Origin of the sequence: Blautia acetica (genome assembly GCF_038739805.1) — a bacterium.
Classification (GTDB): Bacteria; Bacillota; Clostridia; order Lachnospirales; family Lachnospiraceae; genus Blautia.
The window spans coordinates 1-20,869 of record NZ_JBBEWO010000027.1; the positions used below are offsets into that span (position 1 = coordinate 1).

At 43.5% G+C, this 20,869-nt stretch carries 19 protein-coding genes, 7 tRNA genes and 1 pseudogene; 21 read left to right on the plus strand and 6 right to left on the minus strand.

Features of this window, described 5'->3' with window-relative positions:
* Window positions 1–137: 137 nt before the first annotated feature.
* The 7 genes from WBS51_RS13985 (at window position 138) to WBS51_RS14015 (ending at window position 756) form a co-directional block, all read left to right on the plus strand.
* Window positions 138–211 (plus strand) — tRNA-Asp (locus tag WBS51_RS13985).
* A 31-nt stretch (window positions 212–242) separates the two neighbouring features.
* A tRNA-Val gene (locus WBS51_RS13990) sits at window positions 243–315 on the plus strand.
* A gap of 21 nt (window positions 316–336) precedes the next feature.
* Window positions 337–418: transfer RNA gene (locus tag WBS51_RS13995), tRNA-Tyr, on the plus strand.
* A gap of 23 nt (window positions 419–441) precedes the next feature.
* Window positions 442–514 (plus strand) — tRNA-Thr (locus tag WBS51_RS14000).
* A gap of 10 nt (window positions 515–524) precedes the next feature.
* A tRNA-Met gene (locus tag WBS51_RS14005) sits at window positions 525–598 on the plus strand.
* Between the two features lie 4 nt (window positions 599–602).
* Window positions 603–675: transfer RNA gene (locus tag WBS51_RS14010), tRNA-Phe, on the plus strand.
* 8 nt (window positions 676–683) lie between these two features.
* Window positions 684–756 (plus strand) — tRNA-Lys (locus WBS51_RS14015).
* Window positions 757–1,022: 266 nt separating this feature from the next.
* On the opposite strand, the gene WBS51_RS14020 is transcribed toward WBS51_RS14015, so the two are convergent.
* The gene (locus WBS51_RS14020) at window positions 1,023–1,364 is read right to left on the minus strand and encodes a YmaF family protein (protein ID WP_291681111.1); all 342 of its coding nucleotides are present in this window, start codon (window positions 1,362–1,364) and stop codon (window positions 1,023–1,025) included.
* Window positions 1,365–1,955: 591 nt separating this feature from the next.
* Window positions 1,956–2,729, minus strand: coding sequence for a DUF6062 family protein (locus WBS51_RS14025; RefSeq protein ID WP_291681112.1), 774 nt, complete (start codon window positions 2,727–2,729; stop codon window positions 1,956–1,958).
* A 165-nt stretch (window positions 2,730–2,894) separates the two neighbouring features.
* Between WBS51_RS14025 and WBS51_RS14030 the strand changes: the two genes are divergently transcribed.
* The 6 genes from WBS51_RS14030 to WBS51_RS14055 are packed head-to-tail and all read left to right on the plus strand — an operon-like array spanning window position 2,895 to window position 7,772.
* The gene (locus WBS51_RS14030) at window positions 2,895–4,277 is read left to right on the plus strand and encodes an MATE family efflux transporter (protein ID WP_294462205.1); all 1,383 of its coding nucleotides are present in this window, start codon (window positions 2,895–2,897) and stop codon (window positions 4,275–4,277) included.
* Window positions 4,264–4,575: a hypothetical protein gene (locus WBS51_RS14035; RefSeq protein ID WP_173749207.1), complete on the plus strand. Its 312-nt coding sequence runs from the start codon at window positions 4,264–4,266 to the stop codon at window positions 4,573–4,575. Before WBS51_RS14030 ends, WBS51_RS14035 begins: the two co-directional genes overlap by 14 nt.
* Window positions 4,576–4,587: 12 nt before the next feature.
* Window positions 4,588–4,956 (plus strand): fluoride efflux transporter CrcB, encoded by a 369-nt coding sequence (gene crcB, locus WBS51_RS14040; protein WP_173749208.1) that lies wholly within the window; start codon window positions 4,588–4,590, stop codon window positions 4,954–4,956.
* Window positions 4,957–4,980: 24 nt separating this feature from the next.
* The gene (locus WBS51_RS14045) at window positions 4,981–6,270 is read left to right on the plus strand and encodes an O-acetylhomoserine aminocarboxypropyltransferase/cysteine synthase family protein (RefSeq protein WP_173749209.1); all 1,290 of its coding nucleotides are present in this window, start codon (window positions 4,981–4,983) and stop codon (window positions 6,268–6,270) included.
* A gap of 2 nt (window positions 6,271–6,272) precedes the next feature.
* On the plus strand, window positions 6,273–6,839 hold the full coding sequence (mnmM, locus tag WBS51_RS14050) for a tRNA 5-(aminomethyl)-2-thiouridylate-methyltransferase MnmM (RefSeq protein ID WP_173749210.1): 567 nt from the start codon (window positions 6,273–6,275) through the stop codon (window positions 6,837–6,839).
* Window positions 6,840–6,896: 57 nt separating this feature from the next.
* On the plus strand, window positions 6,897–7,772 hold the full coding sequence (locus WBS51_RS14055; protein WP_294462210.1) for a SpoIID/LytB domain-containing protein: 876 nt from the start codon (window positions 6,897–6,899) through the stop codon (window positions 7,770–7,772).
* A 29-nt stretch (window positions 7,773–7,801) separates the two neighbouring features.
* Here the strand turns inward: WBS51_RS14055 and WBS51_RS14060 are convergent, their stop codons facing one another.
* Window positions 7,802–8,680, minus strand: coding sequence for a hypothetical protein (locus WBS51_RS14060; protein WP_294462211.1), 879 nt, complete (start codon window positions 8,678–8,680; stop codon window positions 7,802–7,804).
* 23 nt (window positions 8,681–8,703) lie between these two features.
* Window positions 8,704–10,983, minus strand: a complete 2,280-nt coding sequence (locus WBS51_RS14065; RefSeq protein ID WP_291681116.1) for a sensor domain-containing diguanylate cyclase — start codon at window positions 10,981–10,983, stop codon at window positions 8,704–8,706.
* A 165-nt stretch (window positions 10,984–11,148) separates the two neighbouring features.
* On the opposite strand from WBS51_RS14065, the gene WBS51_RS14070 reads away from it, so the two are divergent.
* The 3 genes from WBS51_RS14070 (at window position 11,149) to WBS51_RS14080 (ending at window position 13,451) form a co-directional block, all read left to right on the plus strand.
* Complete coding sequence (locus WBS51_RS14070) at window positions 11,149–11,907, plus strand: M23 family metallopeptidase (RefSeq protein ID WP_173749214.1); 759 nt, start codon at window positions 11,149–11,151, stop codon at window positions 11,905–11,907.
* 268 nt (window positions 11,908–12,175) lie between these two features.
* The gene (locus tag WBS51_RS14075; protein ID WP_180211120.1) at window positions 12,176–12,451 is read left to right on the plus strand and encodes a GIY-YIG nuclease family protein; all 276 of its coding nucleotides are present in this window, start codon (window positions 12,176–12,178) and stop codon (window positions 12,449–12,451) included.
* 274 nt (window positions 12,452–12,725) lie between these two features.
* On the plus strand, window positions 12,726–13,451 hold the full coding sequence (locus WBS51_RS14080; protein ID WP_342694139.1) for a hypothetical protein: 726 nt from the start codon (window positions 12,726–12,728) through the stop codon (window positions 13,449–13,451).
* A gap of 93 nt (window positions 13,452–13,544) precedes the next feature.
* Here the strand turns inward: WBS51_RS14080 and nagA are convergent, their stop codons facing one another.
* Entirely contained in the window at window positions 13,545–14,648 is a 1,104-nt protein-coding gene (gene nagA / locus WBS51_RS14085; RefSeq protein WP_173749216.1) for an N-acetylglucosamine-6-phosphate deacetylase, read from the minus strand.
* Between the two features lie 262 nt (window positions 14,649–14,910).
* Between nagA and WBS51_RS14090 the strand changes: the two are divergent.
* Window positions 14,911–15,537: pseudogene (locus tag WBS51_RS14090) on the plus strand (ROK family protein); the annotation flags it as partial.
* A 35-nt stretch (window positions 15,538–15,572) separates the two neighbouring features.
* A complete protein-coding gene (locus tag WBS51_RS14095; RefSeq protein ID WP_173749217.1) occupies window positions 15,573–16,394 on the plus strand; it encodes a MurR/RpiR family transcriptional regulator in 822 nt (273 codons plus the stop codon).
* On the opposite strand, the gene WBS51_RS14100 is transcribed toward WBS51_RS14095, so the two are convergent.
* Window positions 16,391–17,428 (minus strand): LacI family DNA-binding transcriptional regulator, encoded by a 1,038-nt coding sequence (locus WBS51_RS14100; RefSeq protein WP_173749218.1) that lies wholly within the window; start codon window positions 17,426–17,428, stop codon window positions 16,391–16,393. The two genes, WBS51_RS14095 and WBS51_RS14100, sit on opposite strands and share 4 nt — an antisense overlap.
* A 306-nt stretch (window positions 17,429–17,734) precedes the next feature.
* Here WBS51_RS14100 and WBS51_RS14105 point away from each other — a divergent pair, with 306 nt between their 5' ends.
* Genes WBS51_RS14105 through WBS51_RS14115 form a run of 3 tightly spaced genes read left to right on the plus strand, consistent with a single transcriptional unit; the run spans window position 17,735 to window position 20,867 of the window.
* The gene (locus WBS51_RS14105) at window positions 17,735–19,111 is read left to right on the plus strand and encodes an ABC transporter substrate-binding protein (RefSeq protein WP_173749219.1); all 1,377 of its coding nucleotides are present in this window, start codon (window positions 17,735–17,737) and stop codon (window positions 19,109–19,111) included.
* 23 nt (window positions 19,112–19,134) lie between these two features.
* On the plus strand, window positions 19,135–20,007 hold the full coding sequence (locus tag WBS51_RS14110) for a carbohydrate ABC transporter permease (protein WP_173749220.1): 873 nt from the start codon (window positions 19,135–19,137) through the stop codon (window positions 20,005–20,007).
* Complete coding sequence (locus WBS51_RS14115) at window positions 20,007–20,867, plus strand: carbohydrate ABC transporter permease (RefSeq protein ID WP_173749221.1); 861 nt, start codon at window positions 20,007–20,009, stop codon at window positions 20,865–20,867. The genes WBS51_RS14110 and WBS51_RS14115 overlap by 1 nt, the downstream gene beginning before the upstream one ends.
* Window positions 20,868–20,869: the final 2 nt, after the last annotated feature.

Below are 20,869 nucleotides of genomic sequence, written 5' to 3' on the forward strand. Positions count from 1 at the left end.
GTGCAGCAATGTATGGAGCTGACTGCTACTAATCGGTCGAGGGCTTGACCTGAAAGCTTAGGGAACTAAGCGAAACGGTAAGTTGGAATTGGTTTGGTTTTGTGTATGCGGTTTTGAAGATACATATCTTCAAGAATGGCCCAGTGGCTCAGTTGGTTAGAGCGCCGCCCTGTCACGGCGGAGGTCGAGAGTTCGAGTCTCTTCTGGGTCGTTTGCTTTCGAAAGAAAGCGACAAGATTTATGGGATCTTAGCTCAGCTGGGAGAGCATCTGCCTTACAAGCAGAGGGTCATAGGTTCGAGCCCTATAGGTCCCATTTATTCTTAAAATAAAATAAGGGCGATTTCCCGAGTGGCCAAAGGGGACAGACTGTAAATCTGCTGGCAACGCCTTCGGTGGTTCGAATCCACCATCGCCCATTTAAAATTGAATACCACATCACGCCGATGTGGCTCAATTGGCAGAGCAGCTGATTTGTAATCAGCAGGTTATCGGTTCGAGTCCGATCATCGGCTTAGATATTATCGCGGGGTGGAGCAGTCTGGAAGCTCGTCGGGCTCATAACCCGAAGGTCACAGGTTCAAATCCTGTCCCCGCTACTATGCCCAGATAGCTCAGTTGGTAGAGCAGAGGACTGAAAATCCTCGTGTCGCTGGTTCGATTCCGGCTCTGGGCATTTTCCATGGAGCATTAGCTCAGTCGGTAGAGCACTTGACTTTTAATCAAGTTGTCCGGGGTTCGAATCCCCGATGCTTCACTAAATGAAAACAGCTCAAATCCTTATTATGAGGGTTTGGGCTTCTTTTTTTGCTGAATAGAATGGAACAGAAAACTGAGAGAATCCTTATAGAAATGTCTAGGAGTTTCCACATAAGATGTTAAAATATGTGGAGTTATCCACAAAAAAACAGAAAGAGAACTGTATTGTGAGGATATTAGCAAGGGAATCCATCGCATGGTCGATATTCAGCCCTTTAGGGCTGCCGTACAAAACATTCGTTTTGGGCAGCCCCAGGCCTTGTGTTATTCACAAACAGGATTTTCAATGTCTGTGGAGACAATAAATTCGTGTTTGTGGTTGGCGTCGTAGGTGGTACAGCCTTTTAAGAGGTGGACATGCTTTCCACATCCCACGTCAATGGCCTTGCCCGTTGTACCGCAAAATTCGTGGTGATGTCCGTTACAGGAATCAGTAGTAAATTTTACTTCGTGAACGTGACTTCCATCACAGGGAATGGCGTCGCCTGAGACGGTTGCAAATCTATGATTGTGGGCATACTCACAACATCCAGAGATGCGGGTACTTCCCGTAATTTCGTGATTGTGCTGTTTGGGATAACAGGTCTTGCTTTCTTTGTTTTCCATAATGGATTCCTTTCTTTTTGGAATATGAATGGTTACAATTCTATACTATGCACGAATCAGAAAAGAGGGTATAAATACGGAAAGGAAAAGAAATAAAAAAGAAACCAGAATCAATGAGGGGGGAAGGTTGATTCTGGTCTCTTTTTTAATATTATAAATATTAAAAAGAAGGAGAGCCGGTTTTCATACCGGCATATGAAAAAGAAAAAGATTTTTGAAAAAGTCTTATCGGCTTTTACAAGTAATACTATACAGGGTAAATGTGATAAAACTGTGATGAAATCCTAAAAGAAATGTTAATAAAAGAAAAAAATGGGGATGTGTTTATAAGAAAAAATAGCACAAAAAGAACAGGAGCAGGAATCCGAGGGGGATAGATTCCTGCTCCTGTTTTATTTCATAAAAAAGAAGGAGTTACTGGCAACTCATTGCCAGTAATATGAAAAGAAAAAGATTTTGAAAAAAGTCTTATTGGCTTTTACAAGTAATACTATACTATGTAAATAAGGACAATTTATGACAAAAAACTAAAAGAAAAATGAAAAAGACAATTTCTGATTTATTCTTTTTTTATAAATGCTTTTGATTTTCTTATTTTTCTGCTTTATAGACCGGATCGGCAGGATAACCGCCGGCAGCCTTCTGCATACCGCGCTGAATGGCGTCTCTGGAGTTTTTCCAGTCTGCGTCTTTGTTTTTATAATCGAATTTGTCACAGAACCATTCCAGGTCTTCGGTTACGCGTTGGAGATTATGTTCCATAAGGGGGAAGAGGTATCCATAAAAGGATTGCTTTTCTTTGTCAGACAGCAGTGTGTCTCCGGTTTCCACCAAATCTGCAAAGTGAGGGATACAAAAGCCTTTGCTGTTTTTTAAGAGTTCCTGAAATTCCGGGCTTTTCCGGTAGAGCTCAAAGAACGTATCCAGGTAGCGGTTGTAGGTATTTTTATAATAGTCACAGATGTAACAGGATGCGGTTTGCTCCTTTACCCAGGCGCCGATGTTTGTACGGGGATTTTCCGCATCTACCTTTGTTTTCTTAAAATGCCCCAGGACAGAGGCTTTGGCAGGAGAAAATATTTTTATCTGCTGTTTCAGTTCTTCGTTTTTCTTTTTGAAATGTGTGGTGAGAATCAGGCCTGTTCCCAGACGGTTGCCGTAGTCGAACATTTTTTTATAATGGGTTCGGCAAAAGCCTATTTTGTCTGTCTCTGCACGGACATCGTCTTCCATGTAGGAAGCGCCGGAACCAAGGACAAAATCCATGGCATGCTGTTCCAGATTTCGTTCAATAAAACAGAAAGGACATTCGTCCTGTGCGCGAAATGCGTCCATGAGAGGGATAGTATAAATTTTTTCTTTCATAGCGTTAAACTCCTTCAAAAAATACTTTAAGATAAGATTACCACAGGTGGGAAACAAAGAAAAGAAGAGGATTTGAAAATAAGTGTTTACACAAGTGTTGACAGTCTGATAAACTATATAAAAAGAGGTTTTAATAGTGTAGTTTTTAGGGAAAATGGAGCAATTATGAAAAAGAAAATAGATTTGTTAAATGGCCCCATAGCAGGAACCTTAGCCAGACTGGCGTTTCCTATTATGGGGACTTCTTTCATACAGATGGGGTATAATCTGGTGGACATGATATGGATTGGCCGGCTGGGCAGCGGTGCGGTAGCAGCAGTGGGCGCGGCAGGCATGTTTATGTGGCTGGCGAATGGTGTGACTACGGTACCCAGAATCGGCGGTCAGGTGGCGGTAGGGCATAAACTGGGAGCAGGAGACAGGGAAACAGCGGCTGAATATGCCAGAGGTGCGCTGCGGATGGGGGCGTTTCTGGGAATTTTGTACGGCATTATCAGTGTGCTTTTGAACAGACAGTTGATTGCCTTTTTTCAGTTGAACAGTCCGAAAGTTGTGTGGGACGCCAGAGTGTATTTGATGATTGTATGCGGTCTGGTAGTATTTTCCTTCCTGGACCAGGTATTGGGAGGAATTCTGGCAGCTATGGGAAATACAGTTACGACATTTCGGGTAACGACCATAGGGCTTTTGATTAACCTGGTACTGGATCCGGTATTGATATTTGGAGTGGGACCGATTCCGTGTATGGAAGTGGCCGGGGCGGCTATTGCCACGGTACTGGCCCAGGTCATTGTGTTTATCCTGTACTTGCGGGCGGTATGGCAGGAGCCGGTTATTTTTGCGAATCTGCATTTATTTGTGAGAACAAAAAAGGAATACATTAGAGAAATGGTAAAAATCGGATTTCCTCCGGCCATTCAGGATTCCCTGTTTTCTGCAATTTCCATGGTAATTGCCCGTCTGATTGCAGGCTGGGGAGATGCGGCTGTTGCCGTGCAGAAGGTAGGAAGTCAGATAGAATCCATTTCCTGGATGATGGCAGGTGGCTTTTCTACGGCAGTCAACGCATTTATTGCCCAGAACTATGGGGCAGGCAAAGTAGAGAGAATTCGGAAAGGCTATCATACGTCCATGATAATTATGGCGGTCTGGGGTGCAATTACCAGCTTTTTGTTGCTGGTATTTCCCGAATTTTTCTTTCGTATATTCATTACGGAAGAAGAGGTTATTCCTATGGGAGTAGATTATCTTAGAATTATAGGAATTAGTGAAATTTTTATGTGCCTGGAGGGCGCTGCAACCGGGGCATTTCAAGGTATGGGAAGGACGGTTCCGCCTTCTGTGACGGGAATTGTATTTAACACCCTGCGAATTCCTACAGCTATACTGCTTTCCGCAACCGCCCTGGGACTCAACGGAGTATGGTGGGCATTGAGTATTTCCTGCGTATTGAAGGGAACGGTGCTTCCTATATGGTTTGCGATTGTATTTAGAAAATTCTATAAAAATTATAAAGAGACAAAGGGAGAGCAATATGAATTCAAGTGAAAAAATTATGGTGGCTCTGGGTATTCTGATTCTGGCAGGAGGGATTTTTCTGGCCTTGAAAGGAAAGTCTTCCATGATTAGGGAGAGATTTGGAAGCGGGGTATCACCGGAGAATGAAAGAAAATTTATGGCAACTATCGGCGGGGCTGTCTGTGTTATCGGACTGGATATGCTGGCACTGGTGGGAATGTCTGTGAAATTTCAGATAAGCCAGGAGGTAACGCTGGTGATTCTGGGAGTTGGGATTGCGCTCTTTGTGGGAATTATCCTGATAGGACAGAAATATTACAGAAGATAAGAGGCGAAAAACATGCTGAATTGTTTATTTGTAGGAATCGGCGGGTTTGCAGGAGCGATTTGCAGATATCTGATGGGGATGATTCCTTTGCAGGATAAGTCGGGATTTCCCTGGATAACTTTGTGCATCAATGCTATAGGGGCTTTTGTCATAGGCCTTGTGACGGCGGCAGCAGCAAAGAATGGATGGGGAGACAGTCATCTGGTATTGTTTTTAAAAACCGGAGTTTGCGGAGGTTTTACAACGTTTTCTACCTTTGCTTTGGAGAGCTCTTCTCTGATGAAACAGGGGAAAACAGGAACTGCAGCAGTTTATATGGTGCTTAGTGTGGGAATTTGTCTGGCTATGGTGATGCTGGGGCAGAAACTCATAGTAAAATAAAATTTTAAGAGCAGGAGAGGAAAAATGAACAGAGAATATCATATTGAGACAAAATGTATCCAGTCTGGCTGGAAACCGAAAAAGGGTGAGCCCAGAATGATGCCTATTTACCAGAGTACTACGTTTAAGTACGATACCACAGAGGAAATGGGCAGATTGTTTGATTTAAAAGATAACGGATATTTTTATACCCGTTGTCAGAATCCGACCAATGATTTGGTTGCGGCAAAGATTGCAGATTTGGAAGGCGGCGTAGCGGCTGTTCTGACGTCTTCCGGACAGGCAGCGAACTTCTATGCTGTATTTAACATCTGCGAAGCCGGAGACCATGTTATCTGCGCGTCTGCGATTTATGGCGGGACTTTGAATGTGTTGGGTGTTACAGCAAAGAAGATGGGAATCGAATGTACTTTTGTAGATGTGGATGCACCGGCAGAAGAGTTAGACAAGGCCTTTCGTCCAAACACCAAAGCTGTGGTTGCCGAAACGATTGCCAATCCGTCTCTGGTGGTACTGGATATTGAAAAAATGGCAAATCTGGCACACAGCCACGGCGTTCCTCTGATTGTGGATAATACGTTTGCAACACCGGTGAACTGTCATCCGTTTCAATGGGGAGCGGATATTGTGACACACTCTACCACAAAATATATGGATGGGCATGCAGCGCAGGTAGGCGGCGCTATTGTAGACAGCGGAAACTTTGACTGGGAAGCCCATGCAGAAAAATTCCCCGGACTGACACAGCCGGATGAATCTTACCATGGCGTTGTATATACAAAACAGTTTGGAAAAGCGGCGTATATTACAAAAATTAATGCCCAGCTTATGAGAGATTTGGGTTCTATTCCTTCTCCAATGAACTGTTTTATTTTGAATCTGGGACTGGAATCTCTGGTATTAAGAGTGGAAAGACATTGCTACAATGCTCAGAAAACAGCAGAATATCTGGAAGCACATCCGCTGGTTGGCAAGGTGAATTATCCGGGACTTCCGGGAGACAAATATTATGAACTGGCACAGAAATACATGCCAAAGGGGACCTGCGGTGTCATTTCCTTTGAATTAAAAGCAGGCAGAGAGGCAGCGGTAAAATTTATGGACAGCCTGAAGCTGGCGTCTATTGTCACTCATGTGGCAGATGCCAAAACCAGTGTACTGCATCCGGCCAGCCATACGCACAGACAGTTAAATGACGAACAGCTTGTGGCAGCAGGCGTGTCTCCGGGAATGATTCGCCTGTCTGTAGGAATTGAGCATATTGATGACATTTTGGCAGACCTGGAACAGGCACTGGAAGCAAGTGAGCAATAGACATGAAATCATATCAGATTACAGCATGGAGTCATGAATTATTTAAGCTTCAGGTCACACCGGGCGGTGTTTATATTGACGCTACCATGGGAAATGGCTATGATACACAGTTTTTGTGTGAAATGGCAGGAGAGACTGGCAAAGTATGGGCTTTTGATATTCAGGAGCAGGCTTTAAAAGCTACAAAAGAGCGGCTGGAAAAGCATGGGCTTTTGGCAAAGGCAGAATTGATTTTGGACAGCCATACCCAGATGGAACAGTATGTGAAGCCGGATTCTGTGGACGGCATTTATTTTAATTTCGGATATCTTCCGGGAGGGGACCATGAACTGGCCACAAAGGCAGACACCAGTGTACAGGCAGTGGAAACAGGACTGCGTCTGCTGAAACCGGGCGGTGTTATGGCGCTTTGTATTTACAGCGGAGGGGATACGGGATTTGAGGAAAAGAACCAGATACTGGACTTTCTGAGAAAGTTGGACAGTCGGAAGTATATTGTAATTGTAAACCATTATTATAACCGGGAAAATAACCCTCCCATACCGGCATTTGTAGTAAAAAAGGGATAGGACATGACAGGGCAGGCATAGGATAACAGTGAGGAAAATACAGGAGTTTGTCATAGTATGAGCAGAGAAAAGGACTCGTGTATTTTAATGGCAGTGCTGTTTCCTGTACTGCCCTGGATGCTTACTGTGGTACTTCTGGGGCGGACGGCATGCCCTTTAAGCAAAAAGCCGGATATAGAGGCTTATACGGCATCTGTGGCGGCATCCCAAATTTCCTGGGCATATGAACAAGAAGCAATTCGAGCTCAGGTCGTTCTGGCCAGAACAAACCTGTATGCCAATCCAGACAAGCAGGAAGAAATGATACAGGAAGCTGCCAGGTATATAAAAAAGCAACAAATGGACAGTAAAATGCTGAAAAAATATGAGATTTTTCAAAAGGCAGCCCGGGAGACAGAAGGTCGGATACTGGAAAAAGACGGGGAGGTCCGGGAACTGCCGTATCATGCGTTAAGTGGGGGAAAAACCAGAGAGGGAAAGGAAGTTCTGGGAGAAGCATTTTCTTACATACCATCTGTGGAAACCGCCAAAGATATAGACAGTCCTCTGTATGTAGAGGGCTGTTACTTTTCACAGAAGGAACTGGAGAAACAGTTAAAGAGTGTGTATCCGGGATTTCAGATGGGGGAGGGAACCGTGGAAGTGAAGTCTACGGACGGGGCAGGATATGCCATGGAAGTGCAGATTGGAAATCAGGTCTTCCAGGGGGAAAAGGTGAGAGAATTGCTTCAACTGCCGTCTTCCTGTTTTACCATACAGAAAACAGAGGAAGAAGTACGGTTTCTGTGCAAAGGTGCGGGACACGGATTGGGAATGAGCCAGTATACGGCGCAGCAAATGGCACTGGAGGGGAAGAGTTACAGAGAAATTCTGCTGTATTTTTTTCCGGAACTCGAGATTTCATGGTATAAAAAAACCGGTAAGGCGTTTTGAGGTGCGTTACCGGTTTTTTGAATGCAGATTTACTTTTTATTATCTGTCTCCAGGTTCAGAACAGAGGTGTGTACAACAGGCGTATCGCCGTCTTCAATGCTTTCGACATTGCAGTAAATGGAGTCTCCTTCTTTAAATTCGTAAAATTCCTGTACATTGTAGGGATACAAAATTGTCATGTCACTTTTGATGGTGACCGTGTCTCCTTTTTTCATATGGAAACCGTCGTAGCTGCCGTTACTGGTGACTTTGGCTTCTATGGTGCAGCTATCTAAAATAGAGGTGATTTCTGCATGAAGTTCATCGGAATCATTACTTTGGTAGGCCAGCGGAGAGGGCGTGGTTTCCAGCACAGATACAGCTTTTTTGGATACAGGCAGATATTGGACAATGAATTTGGAGTCTTCGGAGTATTTATAACTGATTTCTCTGCTGTCCGTGTCCAGACTTCCCTCTGGCTGAAAGTAGGAATATGTGTCAAATTCTTTTTCTGTAACAGATACCCGCACAGTCTTCTCATTTAAATCAATACCTTCCATGGAATAAGTATATCCCAGAGAAATACCAAACAGGGTGTGCTTATTTTTGAAAAACTGTATTTGCGTGAGGGTTGTCTGCCGTGGGTTGGATTTTGCTGCAAAATCTCGGATTCCGCTGTAAAGGGAAAGCCCGCTGAGCAGCAGGACAGCCAGACTGCATACAAATGGAATGTAATGCTTTACAGCACTTTTCAGTCTGTTTCGCAGGAAAATCCAGTACAGTACAAAGAGCAGGGTGATGGCCAGGGCTGCCCAGAAACAGATGTAGTAGGAGCGGGGAGCGGCTGTGGTCTGATAAAAGTGAATCAGGACAAATCCGTCAAAAAGCAGCAGGACTGCCATAAAAAGAAAGAAAAAGTATTTTTTCATATGTGAGAACCTCCGTATGTATATTATGGTTGTGCTTTCCAACCGTTTTTCTGCGTTTCTTTTACCTGATACAGAGCATGGTCTGCCTGGAAATAAAGCTGTTCGAAGCAGGTTCCGTGTTCCGGTACAGAGGCAATGCCAATGGAAGCGGAAATCGTTACCTTTTTGCCGTTTTCTTCACAGGTTCGGTGAAGCTGCATAACTAAATGATCGAAAATAGGAGCCATATGCTCGAAATTGTGCGCGCCTGGCAGATATGCGGTAAACTCATCACCGCCAAGCCGGGCAATGATATCAGTTTTGCGAAAATGTTTCTGAAGAATCTGTGCGGTATCGTTTAAAATCCGGTCACCGTAAAGATGTCCGAAGGTATCGTTAATCTGCTTGAAATTATCCAAATCCAGAATGAGAAAGAGCCCGTTTTCGGGAGCGGTTTTGTCCGCCAGCAGCTGATTGATTTTCATTTTGGCTGTTCTGGCATTGTAAAGTCCGGTGAGGCCGTCACGCTCTGCCCTTTCCCTGAGCTCCAGTTCCTGCCGTTTTTCTGTATCAATGTCATTTAATAACAGAAGATAGGTGTCCTGGGCCTTGTTTAATTCCAGTTTATAGACTTCGCAGGAAGTCCAAAGAAGCTGTGTGTCCTGTATGAACAGAAATTCTGTCCGAATTTTTCTGTTTGCGGTGTTTAGTTCTTCTGCCAGGTATTCCCGGTGCAGAAAATGACGCATGATTTCCAGATAGTCTTCGGACACAAATGGAAAGATATATTTTTCTTTGTAGCTTTCAAAGGACAGGAATTCCGAAAGTTTTTCCTGGTTGATTTCCAGAATCTGATTCTTTTTCAACTGGAATTTGGCGCTGCTCCTGGCTTTTTCAAACAAAGCCTTTTGCAGCTGGTTCTGCAGCTGAATTTCCTGTTTCTGTATCATGTTTTCCGTCACATCCTCCAGAAGTCCTACGGTTCGCTGCTCCGTGTCATAGGCAGAATCTGTTTGTTTGGCAATTACCCGAAACCAGAAATCTCCGTTTTTCAGATGAAATTTCATGATTTTTCTGCTGAATCCCTGGTCTTTTACTTCCTGAATCAGTTGGTGGAAGTCTTTTAGGGAGGAGTCCTTCATAATTCCTGAGGTCCCCAGTGTTTCCAGTGCATTTTCTATCCGGCAGGGATGCAGGTTGGAATCGGGAAGAGAACCATGCATATTCAGAATGTCTTCTCTGGCCTTGTATTCAAACACCATGGTTTTGGAATATTCAATGGCAATTCGCAGCATGTGTTCATTTTTTATAGCTTCGTCGTGTTCAAACAGGATTCTGGCTCTTATTCTTTCCTGCATGCAGAGAACCAGTACCAATATGAGGGCCAGAAGGGCGGAAATCCAGAAAAACATCTGGTTTACCATATTTTGTACCTTGCGGCTTTCTGTAAGAATCGGTGTCTGTCGTATGGTTGAGTATAAATGCCAGTTATTGATGTCCAGAGGAACATAGTAGGACAACCGGATGTCTCCGTCAACGGAAAATTCAAAATAACCACTTTTGTTATTCTGTATATTTTCCATAATTTCCTGGCGACTGCTTTTGAGAAAGGTATAGTTTTCCATTTCTTTCCACACATTTTTGTTATTCATCACAGCGTTGGAATTTTTGTGGCTGGTGATGTAGTTACCGTTGGAATCTACAATCTGCAGGTAAGCGTCCATGTTATCTGCGGTATTTAAAATTGCAGAAATGGAGTCTTTATCGGTTATGCCGTATACAATACCGGCAATCGTGTTGTCTTTCGTGCGAACGGGAGCTGCCATTATCTGTACCTGAATGCCGGGTTCTGCCATAGAATCTATGACTTCTGAAACTGCAATCTGACCGGAGAGTGCCTGTATAAAATAGTCCCGTTCAGAAATATTCAAATGGCGGTCTTCGCTGTCTATGGCGTTTCCGTTCACATCGGCTATGCCCATATGGTCAAACAAATCCATGGAGTTAGCCGTATACAGTTTTTCTAAAGAGGCAGAATCTGTGGTTGAAAAAGAATCCGGGAAAGAATCTGCCAGGTTCTGCAGACCGTTTACCCGTGTCAGGTAAAAGTTTTTGATGTAAAAGGCACTTTCCTGTGCTTTGTTCACAAGCAGTTCTTTTTTATCTTCTGTAATCAGTGAAGTGTAAGCGGCGTTGAATTTCCATAAAAGGAAAATGGCGAAAAGGAATAAAAAAACAATCATGAAACTGTATCCCATGAAGAATTTTTTCAGGTGGTGTTTCCGCCCAAAACGCTTTTTCGCAAAGCTGATTAACGGTTTCATAGAAATCTCCTTTGGATATGAACAAATAGTGATAAAAATATTTTATCATGAAAGCGTGGGGAAAGCTATGGTTTTGTATGTATAAGTTTTCATATTCCGGCAATCCTATAATTGAAATCAAGAAAAGGGGCAGAAGTGTTCCAATTATAGGCAGAGGTGAAGAATATGAGTAAAAAAGGGAAAATTCGTGCAGCCCTGGGAGGGTTATTGGCACTGACACTGGTAGTTACCTGTGTGGCTGTGTATCAGTCCGGGAGTAAGAGCACGCCGAATGAGAAAGAATTTGTTAAAGAGGACGAGAAGGATTCTGTTGACGAGGCAATAAAGACAGAAGAGAGGGAAGAAGAGGAAACGGAAGATGCAAATACTTCTGATGTAGAAGGAACAAAAGCAGTGGAAGAAGAGAAAACACCGGAAGAGGAAATTGCTGATACAGAAGTACAGGCAGCAGAGGATGCGGCAGCAGAGGCACAGAACCAGGCCGGAGTGGCAGCAGCGCCGGATGTGAACTTTACGGAAAGCTCCCTTATGGAGTGGCCGGTAAACGGACAGGTTGTGTTGGATTATAATATGGACAATACGGTGTATTTTCCTACTTTAAATGTGTATAAACTGAATCCGGCTGTAGCAATTTCAGCTGAGGTAGGTTCTCCGGTGGCAGCAGTGGCCAACGGAAAAATTGTATCTGTGACGGAAAATGAGGAAACGGGCACAACGGTGACAGTAGATATGGGAAATGGCTATCAGGCTGTATATGGACAGTTGAAGGATGTGCCGTTTCAGGCAGAAGAATATGTGACAGCGGGAGCAGCTCTCGGATATATTAATGAGCCTACGAAATATTATACGAAAGAAGGCGCAAATCTTTACTTTGCACTCAGCAAGGACGGAGTACCTTTGGATCCAATGGAATATTTGCCGTGAATGGAAGACAGCCAATTGGGAGATTGGCTGTCTTTTGGGGCAGAAATCATTCACAAATACCACCCGGGAGAGTATAATAAAGTATGCGAAAGATAATTCGCAGCCGATTTATATTCCTACAGTCTTTATTTTGAGAGGCACAGCCTCAAGTATGGTTGAAATACTTCTTAATCGGCAGCTTTATATAGAGGGCGTCCTGTTTGGCTTTGCGGAGCAGATGAGGCGTCCGCTACATAGTTTTACAGAAAAGCAGAAGGGAAGAGGCAAGTTGAATTATACATATATTGTAAAATGTAGTGATGGAACATTTTATACGGGATGGACAAACTGTCTGGAAAAAAGAATTGCCTGCCATAATGCAGGAAAAGGGGCAAAATATACGAAAGTGCGGCTTCCGGTGGAACTGGTGTATTATGAAGAATTTCCTACGAAGCAAGAGGCCATGAGCAGGGAAGCAGGTATCAAAAAATTGAGCAGAAGTAAGAAGACAGCGCTGATAGAACAATTTCAAATGTGGGAAAAAAGTGAAAAACAGAGTTTATAAAAATCGTGGAAAAATGGTAGCAATCATGAAGAAGCTGTGCTACAATATCCTCAAAGCATTATATATTTCCAATATTCTAATAGGTCTATTGCGGCGTTCTGCCGTGTCTGAAAATCTGACAGCATATCAAAGGAAAATCTCAATGCTTTTATTCACAGAAAACAGGAACAAATGCAGAGAGGTGGAACAAAGATGTGCGGGGGCGGAGGATTAGCATGGCTTACAGTGTCTGTATGGGACACCTCCTGCGAAGGAAAGAGGAGGTATTTATCTTATGAAAACAAGAGAAACGATTCCGAGCAGAACGTATAAGGCTACGGTATTCGCCATGCTGTTTCAGGACAAAGAGCATTTACTGGAACTTTATAATGCAGTCAGCGGGAAACATTACACAGACCCGGAAATGCTGGAGATTAATACACTGGAGAACGCCATTTACATGGCAATGAAAAACGACCTTTCTTTTATCATAGACGCCCGGCTGTCTTTGTATGAGCACCAGTCCACCTACAGCCCGAATCTGCCCTTCCGGTTTCTGCTGTATATTGCGAATCTGTTTTCGTCTATGACAAAGGACGCCAATTTATATGGAACGAAGCCTATAGAACTGCCGTCACTGCGTTTTATAGTGTTTTACAATGGTCTGGAGGAACAGCCGGACAGGAAAATCTTAAGACTGTCTGATTTGTATACCATAAAAGAAGAGTGTATAAGGGAAGGGATACTGAAAGAATTTCTGGAGAAGAATCGAGCGGAGGCAAAGAACATGAGTATATTTGAGTATGACCAGGAAAAGCATATGAGGCAGGAGAGGGAAGAGGCCTGGGAAGAAGGGAATAGGGAAGGACTTGCAAAGGGGAGAAGAAATATGCTCTGTGAATTGATACAGAATCATGTACAAAGAGGAAAAAGTAGGGCAGAAATCGCAGAAGGATTGGGATTGCCGGAAGAGGTTATTGAGGAGATTTTACAAGATTTAGACGATTCTTTATCTGAGTAAAAAAAACAAAAGAAGAAGTTTGTGTGTGGAACATAACGCAACTTCTTCTTTTGCTCTATTAGTTATAAAGGGGAGTATAATCCGTGTATTCTTTTAAATCACCTGTTTAATCTCATAATTTTCATCAACCAGCACCATATCCGCAAATTTTCCCGGTGTAAGAGAACCGACTTTATCGTATACTCCAATGCTTTTTGCAGGATTTCTGGTTGCGGCAAAGATTGCAGCAGCCTCGGAAATACCAAACTTCATAGCATTTTTCATACAGTCGAAAAGATTGGTAGCCGAGCCTGCCAAGGTACCGTCAGCCAGTGCGGCAAAATGGTCTTTCATAGTGACTTCCTGTCCTCCCAGTTCATATTTGCCGTTTGGCATGCCAGTGGCCATCATGGAATCACTGATAAGGACAACTCTTTCTTCACCGAACATTTTAAAAGTCGTGCGGATAGTTGACGGATGAATGTGGAATCCATCACAGATAAGTTCTACCATACAGTCCGGCGTATCACAGGCAGCCCCTACAACCCCCGGGTCTCTGTGGGCGAAAGGAGGCATGGCATTGTACAGATGAGTGACATGTTTTGCACCCAAGTCCATAGCTTTTTTCGCACAATCGTAGTTAGCTGTGGTATGTCCAATGGAAACCATAACTTCGTCTTTCACTTCCTCAATAAATTCAAAGGCATTATCCACATTTGGGGCAAGAGTGACAAGTTTTATCTGATTTCCGGACGCTTCGTTGCACTTACGGAAAAAGGAAGCATCCGGAACACGGATATAATCACCGGCCTGAGCGCCTTTCTTTTTAATATCAATCAGCGGTCCTTCCATATTGACGCCGATAATGCGGGACAGTTCCGGGCTTTCGTCTATTTTAGCAGCAGTTGCAAAAATATCAAGCAGTTTTTCTTTTGCAAGAGTCATAGAGGTGGGACAGTAAGAGGTAACGCCGTGTTCCTTTTCATACTGCAATATTACTTTTAAGCCTTCGGGGTCTGCGTCGCAAAAATCATGGCCAAAAGCGCCGTGGCTGTGTACATCTACCAGACCGGGAATGACTTTCAAACCGGAAGCGTCTACTTCTGTTTTATCTGTTATTTCTGCTTCGGATGCGGCAATTTTGCCGTTTTCTACATATAAATCTTGCTGACGGAAAGTTCCGTCCTCCTGGAATACCAGGCCGTTTTTAATAATCATGATACCTTCTCCTTCTATTTGGTTTAAATGTAAAATTCGTTTGTTTCCATTATAATTCTTGAAAGAAATTAATTCAATGAATACTTAAAAAAGTGAAAGAACTTTCAAGTGCTGTGCAGATTATTTAAAAATACAGCTTAAAAAAAGTGTTAAATTGGATAAAATGACAAATGGTATGAAAAGTGTTTCAAAATTTTATAAAATATTGAAAAACGTTTCAGAGGTGTTATACTAAGTTCCAGAAAAGCGCAAGCAGAAAGGAGAGCATTATGGAACAGAAATTAAAAAGACATTGGAGGAGCGGTTTCATCTGCCTTGTGAGGTGGAAAATGACGTAAACTGTGCAGGACTGGCGGAGCATTTTAGCGGCGCCTCAAAGGGCAGTAAAATCAGTGTCTGCCTGACTGTGGGGACCGGCATCGGAGGGGCCATTCTCATAGACGGCAAGGTGTTCCATGGTTTTTCCGGAAGCGGCTGCGAGGTGGGCTATATGCACCTGCCGGGAGGAGCGTTTCAGGATATGGGCGCCAGCAGTATTCTGGTGAAGAAAACGGCAGAGTACAAGCGCATAGCCCCGGAAAGCATTGATGGAAAATATGTGTTTGAACATGCAAAAAAGGGGGATACGGACTGTATTCGTGCCATTGAGGAAATGTGTGAGGTACTGGGAATGGGAATTGCCAATATCTGCTATGTGGTAAATCCTGAAGTTGTGGTATTAGGCGGCGGTATTATGGCTCAAAAAGAGTATTTGAAGGATAGACTCCGAAAGAGCCTGGACAAGTATCTGATACCTTCTGTGGCACAGAACACCCGTCTGGAATTTGCCAGGAACCAGAATCAGGCAGGTATGCTGGGAGCGTTCTGCCATTTTAAAGAAAGGCATTAGTCAAAAATCTTTGCAGAAGAAAACAGGGAGGCAGTATGGAAGAATACGAAAAAAATATCGTTCCTCACATTGAGGCCATTTATGAAAATTTTACACCGCTGGAAAAGACGATAGCGGATTTCTTTATTCACAATGAAGAGAAACTAGATTTGTCGTCAAAAAATGTATCCAAAAGGCTGTTTGTTTCAGAAGCATCTCTGTCACGGTTTGCAAAGAAATGCGGATATAAGGGGTATCGGGAGTTTATTTTCTGCTATGAGCAGGGAGGGACAGTTGTGAGCCGCAAGCCTGCAAGCGACCAGATTAAGATGGTACTCAACGATTATCAGGAGCTTTTAAACAAGAGTTATTCGCTGATGGATGAGAACCAGATTGGGCGGATTGTGGACATTATTTCTGAGAAAAAGCGGATTTATGTGTATGGAAAGGGAAGTTCCGGGCTGGCTGCCCTGGAGATGAAGCTGCGTTTTATGCGTATCGGCGTCACCATTGAGGCCATTACAGATGTGGATATTATGAAAATGAACTCGGTGCTTTTGGATGGGGAATGTGCGGCTATCGGAATCAGTGTCAGCGGCAGGACAGAAGCTGTGATACATTCTTTGCAGTCGGCAAAGAAGTGCGGGGCGGCAGTGATTCTTATGACTTCCCATATTGAGAAAAAGTTTCAGAACTTTTGTGATGAAATTATGCTTTTTGCCGTAAAGGCCAATCTGGAAAAGGGCAAAGCCATTTCTCCCCAGTTTCCCATACTGGTTATGGTGGATATTATCTATTCCCGTATGCTGCGAATGGATGACTTTCGGAGGGAAACGCTGCACGAATATACATTGGAAGTACTGGAAAGGGATTCTTAGGAATCCCTTTCTGTTGTTTCACGCCGGATTAAATAAGGAGTAATGACCTTATGAATAGGTTCCTCCAAAAGAACCGGATTTCTTTTCTTCCGTTCATCCATCTGTTCCACCAGAAGACGGACAGCTTCAAAAGCAATTTTATCAATGTGCTGTCCAACGGTGCTAATGGGAAGGACAGCTTCTGTAGAGATGGGAGAGTCGTCAAAGCCTACAAGGTAATAGTCTTTGGGCATGGTGCCATATCTCTGAATCAGAAGATTTAAAAATACATTGGCGTGGGTATCACTGGAAATAAACAGGCCCTTTTTCTGATGGGGATAGTCTCGTTCCAACTGGTCTAACACTTCGCTTAAAGTTTTCCGCATGGATTCATAGGTATTCCCCAAATCTTTATAAATAATTTTATGTTTCAGATTCTTTTCCCGGCAGATATCCTGAAAGCCTTTAATACGTCCGTAGGCCGGAATTTCCGGTGGAGTGGGTGTATTGATGTGTATGAGCACATCACAGCCGTGCTCGGCCAGAAGGCTGGTGGCCTGCACACCGCCCATGTAATTGTCCGTATTGACACTGCACACATACTTGTCTTCCCGTTCAATGGTGACAATGGGAACGTGAAGATCAGCCAGTTCTTTTGAGGGGATGGTAAAGCTTAAGATTATCAGACCCTCGATTTTATAGGACATCAGTTCCTGAATATACCGCCGTTCAGTGTCTGCATGTTCATTTCCGATAAATACAAGGAATTTATAGCCGAAACGTTCGTAGGTCTGCAGAATCTGATTCAGCATTTCCGAATAGTAGTGATTATGCAGATTGGGGACAATAATACCGATAAATTCGGTCTGTCCGTTGGCGAGAATCCGTGCTACTTTGTTTTCTTTATAATCTAAATCTACCAGTGCTTTTGAAATGATTTCCTGATTTTCCAAAGTAAGAGAATCCGGATTGTTGAAATACCGGGAAATGGTTGTCTTGGAAAAGTTGGTATATTTTGCAATATCATCAAAAGTTACGTTTTTTTTCTGTTTCATAAGCGCCTCTTTACTCATTTGTCGTTGAAAAACAGTATAGCAGAAGTCCGGGAGAAGAACAAGGAAGAATCGGTTAAGTAACCGGTTTTGTAAAATGTCTCCAAATAATCCTTGGGCAAATCGTACAGTTTTTACAAAGTTTTTTCAAAAAGGGGAAAAACTGCACAAAGACGTTGACGGAGAGAGGTTTCTATGCTAGTATGAAATTACAAAAGTAACCGGTTACTTTACCGGTTATATGACGGCTGAAAAAGGCATGAAAAAGCGGGAGAATCCCGACTACATAAGATACAGGAGGAATAAATCATGAAGAAAAAAGTCGTGACAAGAGTGATGGCATCAGCACTTGCCGCAGTGCTGGGGGCAGCGACACTGACAGGATGTACCTTTGGTTTTGCCAGTGACCCGGACGACCCCAACGAAACACAGAAGGAGGTGCCTATTGATACTTCTACAGACACCTTCCAGTATGATTCTTCATTGGATGGAACCAAGATTACTCTTCTGAACTCCAAAGCGGAAATTCAGACAGCGCTGGAAAAGATGGCGGCGCAGTTTGAAGAAAAGGCCGGGGTACATATTGAGGTTATGCCTGTGACAGACGGAGATTCCCCTTATACCAAGGTGGTAAGTATGTATAACTCCGGAACACCGCCTACAATGGCAATTCTGGATACCACGGATGTCATTGCCCTGGCAGAGGAAAAAGCTCTGGATTTGTCATCTGAAAAGTGGATTTCCGAAGCGGAGGATTATGTGACAAAAGTCAATGGAAAGGTATACAGCTTTCCTCTCTGTATTGAAGGAAGAGGTATTATTTACAACAAATCAGTGATTGAGAAAACACTGGGAAGAGAATTTGACCCGGATTCCATTACGACCTTAGATGACTTTAAAGCATTGCTGAAAGAACTGGCGGACGCAGGGATGGAACGTCCGGTTTCCATGGCGAAGGAGGACTGGTCTTTGGGCGCTCATCAGCTTCAGTATATTTATGAGACAGAGGACGGAACCTCAGCGGGAGCACAGAAGGTGATTGAAGAGATTAAGGATGGCAGCCTGGACCTTACAAAATATAACCGTATGAGCCAGTTTTTAGATATGTTTGATGTGCTGAAGGAGTACAATGTGGCAAAAGCTGACCCTCTGGGGGCGGATTATGACGAAATGGCCATAGATTTGGCAGATGGAAAGACTGCTTTCTGGTTCAACGGAAACTGGGCATGGCCGAATCTGGAAGAAGCGGGAGCAGAGGAAACGGACGAATACGGATTTCTTCCATATTTCATGAATAACGACAAAAATGACTTTGTAAATTCCAAGATTCAGGCATCTCCTTCCAAGCAGGTGATGATAGACGGACAGATTGCCAGTGAGAAGGAACAGGCGGCGGCAAAAGAATTCCTGAACTGGATTGTATACAGTGAAATCGGACAGCAGATGATTGTAAAAACCAGCAGCCTGATTCCACCATTCCAGAACAATCCGTACGAGCCGGCGGATCCGTTGAGCAGAGATATTTACCAGAAGGCACATGACGGCAAAACCTTTAATTCATCTGCGATTGTGCCAAACGATCACTGGTCTGTACTGGGAGCAGCCATGCAGAAATATCTGGCGGGCAGAAGTGACAGAGAGGAATTAATCAAATCTATAGACAAATACTGGGCTGACCAGAAATAGAGGATAGAAAGAAGGCGGAGCGAATGAAATCAAATAATAAGAAAAAAGACTTCTGCATGTTTGCACTACCCGGCATGTTTTGCTTCTTTGCAGTAGTGATTGTACCTTTTTTATATGGTGTATATCTGACTCTGACAGACTGGAACGGTGTGTCTAAGGTAAAGAATTTCATAGGACTGGAAAATTTTGCAGGGGTTATGAAGGACGCACAGTTCTGGAGTTCCCTGGTACTGACCTTTAAGTATGTGATTGCCGTTGTGGTTCTGGTAAATGTACTGGCTTTTGCCATTGCATATCTCTTAACCAGAGGCATTAAGGGACAGAATTTCTTCCGTGCAGGATTTTTTACCCCGAACTTAATCGGCGGTATTGTCCTGGGATATATCTGGCAGTTTGTATTTTCCAGAGTTTTTGTAAATATCGGAGAGAGCACAGGCTGGTCTTTCTTTGAAGTTTCCTGGCTGTCTGAACCAAACAAAGCCTTTCTGGCCTTGGTGGTAGTATCGGTATGGCAGCTTTCCGGTTACATGATTCTGATTTATGTGGCAGGATTTATGGGACTGAGCGAGGATGTTATGGAAGCAGCCAGCATTGACGGGGCTTCCGGCTGGGTGAAGCTGAAAAACATTATCATGCCGCTGATGATGTCTTCCATTACCATCTGTCTGTTCCTGACCTTGTCAAGAGCATTTATGGTATACGATGTAAACCTTTCTCTGACCGCAGGTGCGCCTTACGGAACAACCGAAATGGCAGCTATGCATGTGTATGAAAAGGCGTTTACTTCCAGACAGTTCGGCGTAGGACAGGCAGAGGCATTTATCCTGTTTGTTATTGTAGCCTGCATCAGTGGCCTGCAGGTATACTTCACAAAGAAGAGGGAGGTTGAAGCATAATGAATGAGACAAAGATTGGCGGAACCAAGAAAAAAATAACAAATATTCTTTCCATGGCAGTGCTGCTTATATTATTTGTGGCTTATATGTTTCCATTTGTAATGGTAGTTATCAACTCCCTGAAGCAGAAGAGAGATATTATCAAAAGCCCGTTTTCCTGGCTGTTTACCATCAAAGGTCTGTCTTTTGACAACTTTGTAAAAGCCTTTACCCAGATGGATTTCCCACGTGCTTTCGGAAATTCCCTGATTGTAACGGTCAGTGCAACTTTACTGGTTACTTTATTTGCTTCCATGCTGGCTTACTACATTGTTCGCCATAACAATAAGATATCAAAGCTGACGTTTTCCTTAATGGTAGCGTCCATGATTATTCCTTTTCAGGCCATCATGATTCCTCTGGTAAGTATTTACGGCGGTACTTTGAATATCTTAAACCACAGAATCACCCTGATTTTTATGCATACCGGATTTTCCATGGCTATGTCGGTCTTTATGTTCCATGGATTTATCAAGGGCAGCATGCCGGTTGCTTTGGAAGAAGCGGCTTATATTGACGGCTGTACCCGCGCGCAGACTTTCTTTAAGATTGTATTTCCATTGCTGAAACCTATTATTTCTACGATGGCAATCCTGAACTCTCTGGCATTCTGGAACGATTTCCTTCTGCCGTCTCTGGTATTGACAGACAAGAAGCTTTTGACACTGCCGCTGTCCACCTACAGTTTCTACGGCACTTATTCTGCAGATTACGGAACGATTATGGCAGGACTGCTGCTTTGTGTTATCCCGATTCTGATTCTGTATGTGGTACTGCAGAAACAGATTATCAGCGGTGTGGTAGCTGGAGCGGTAAAATAAGA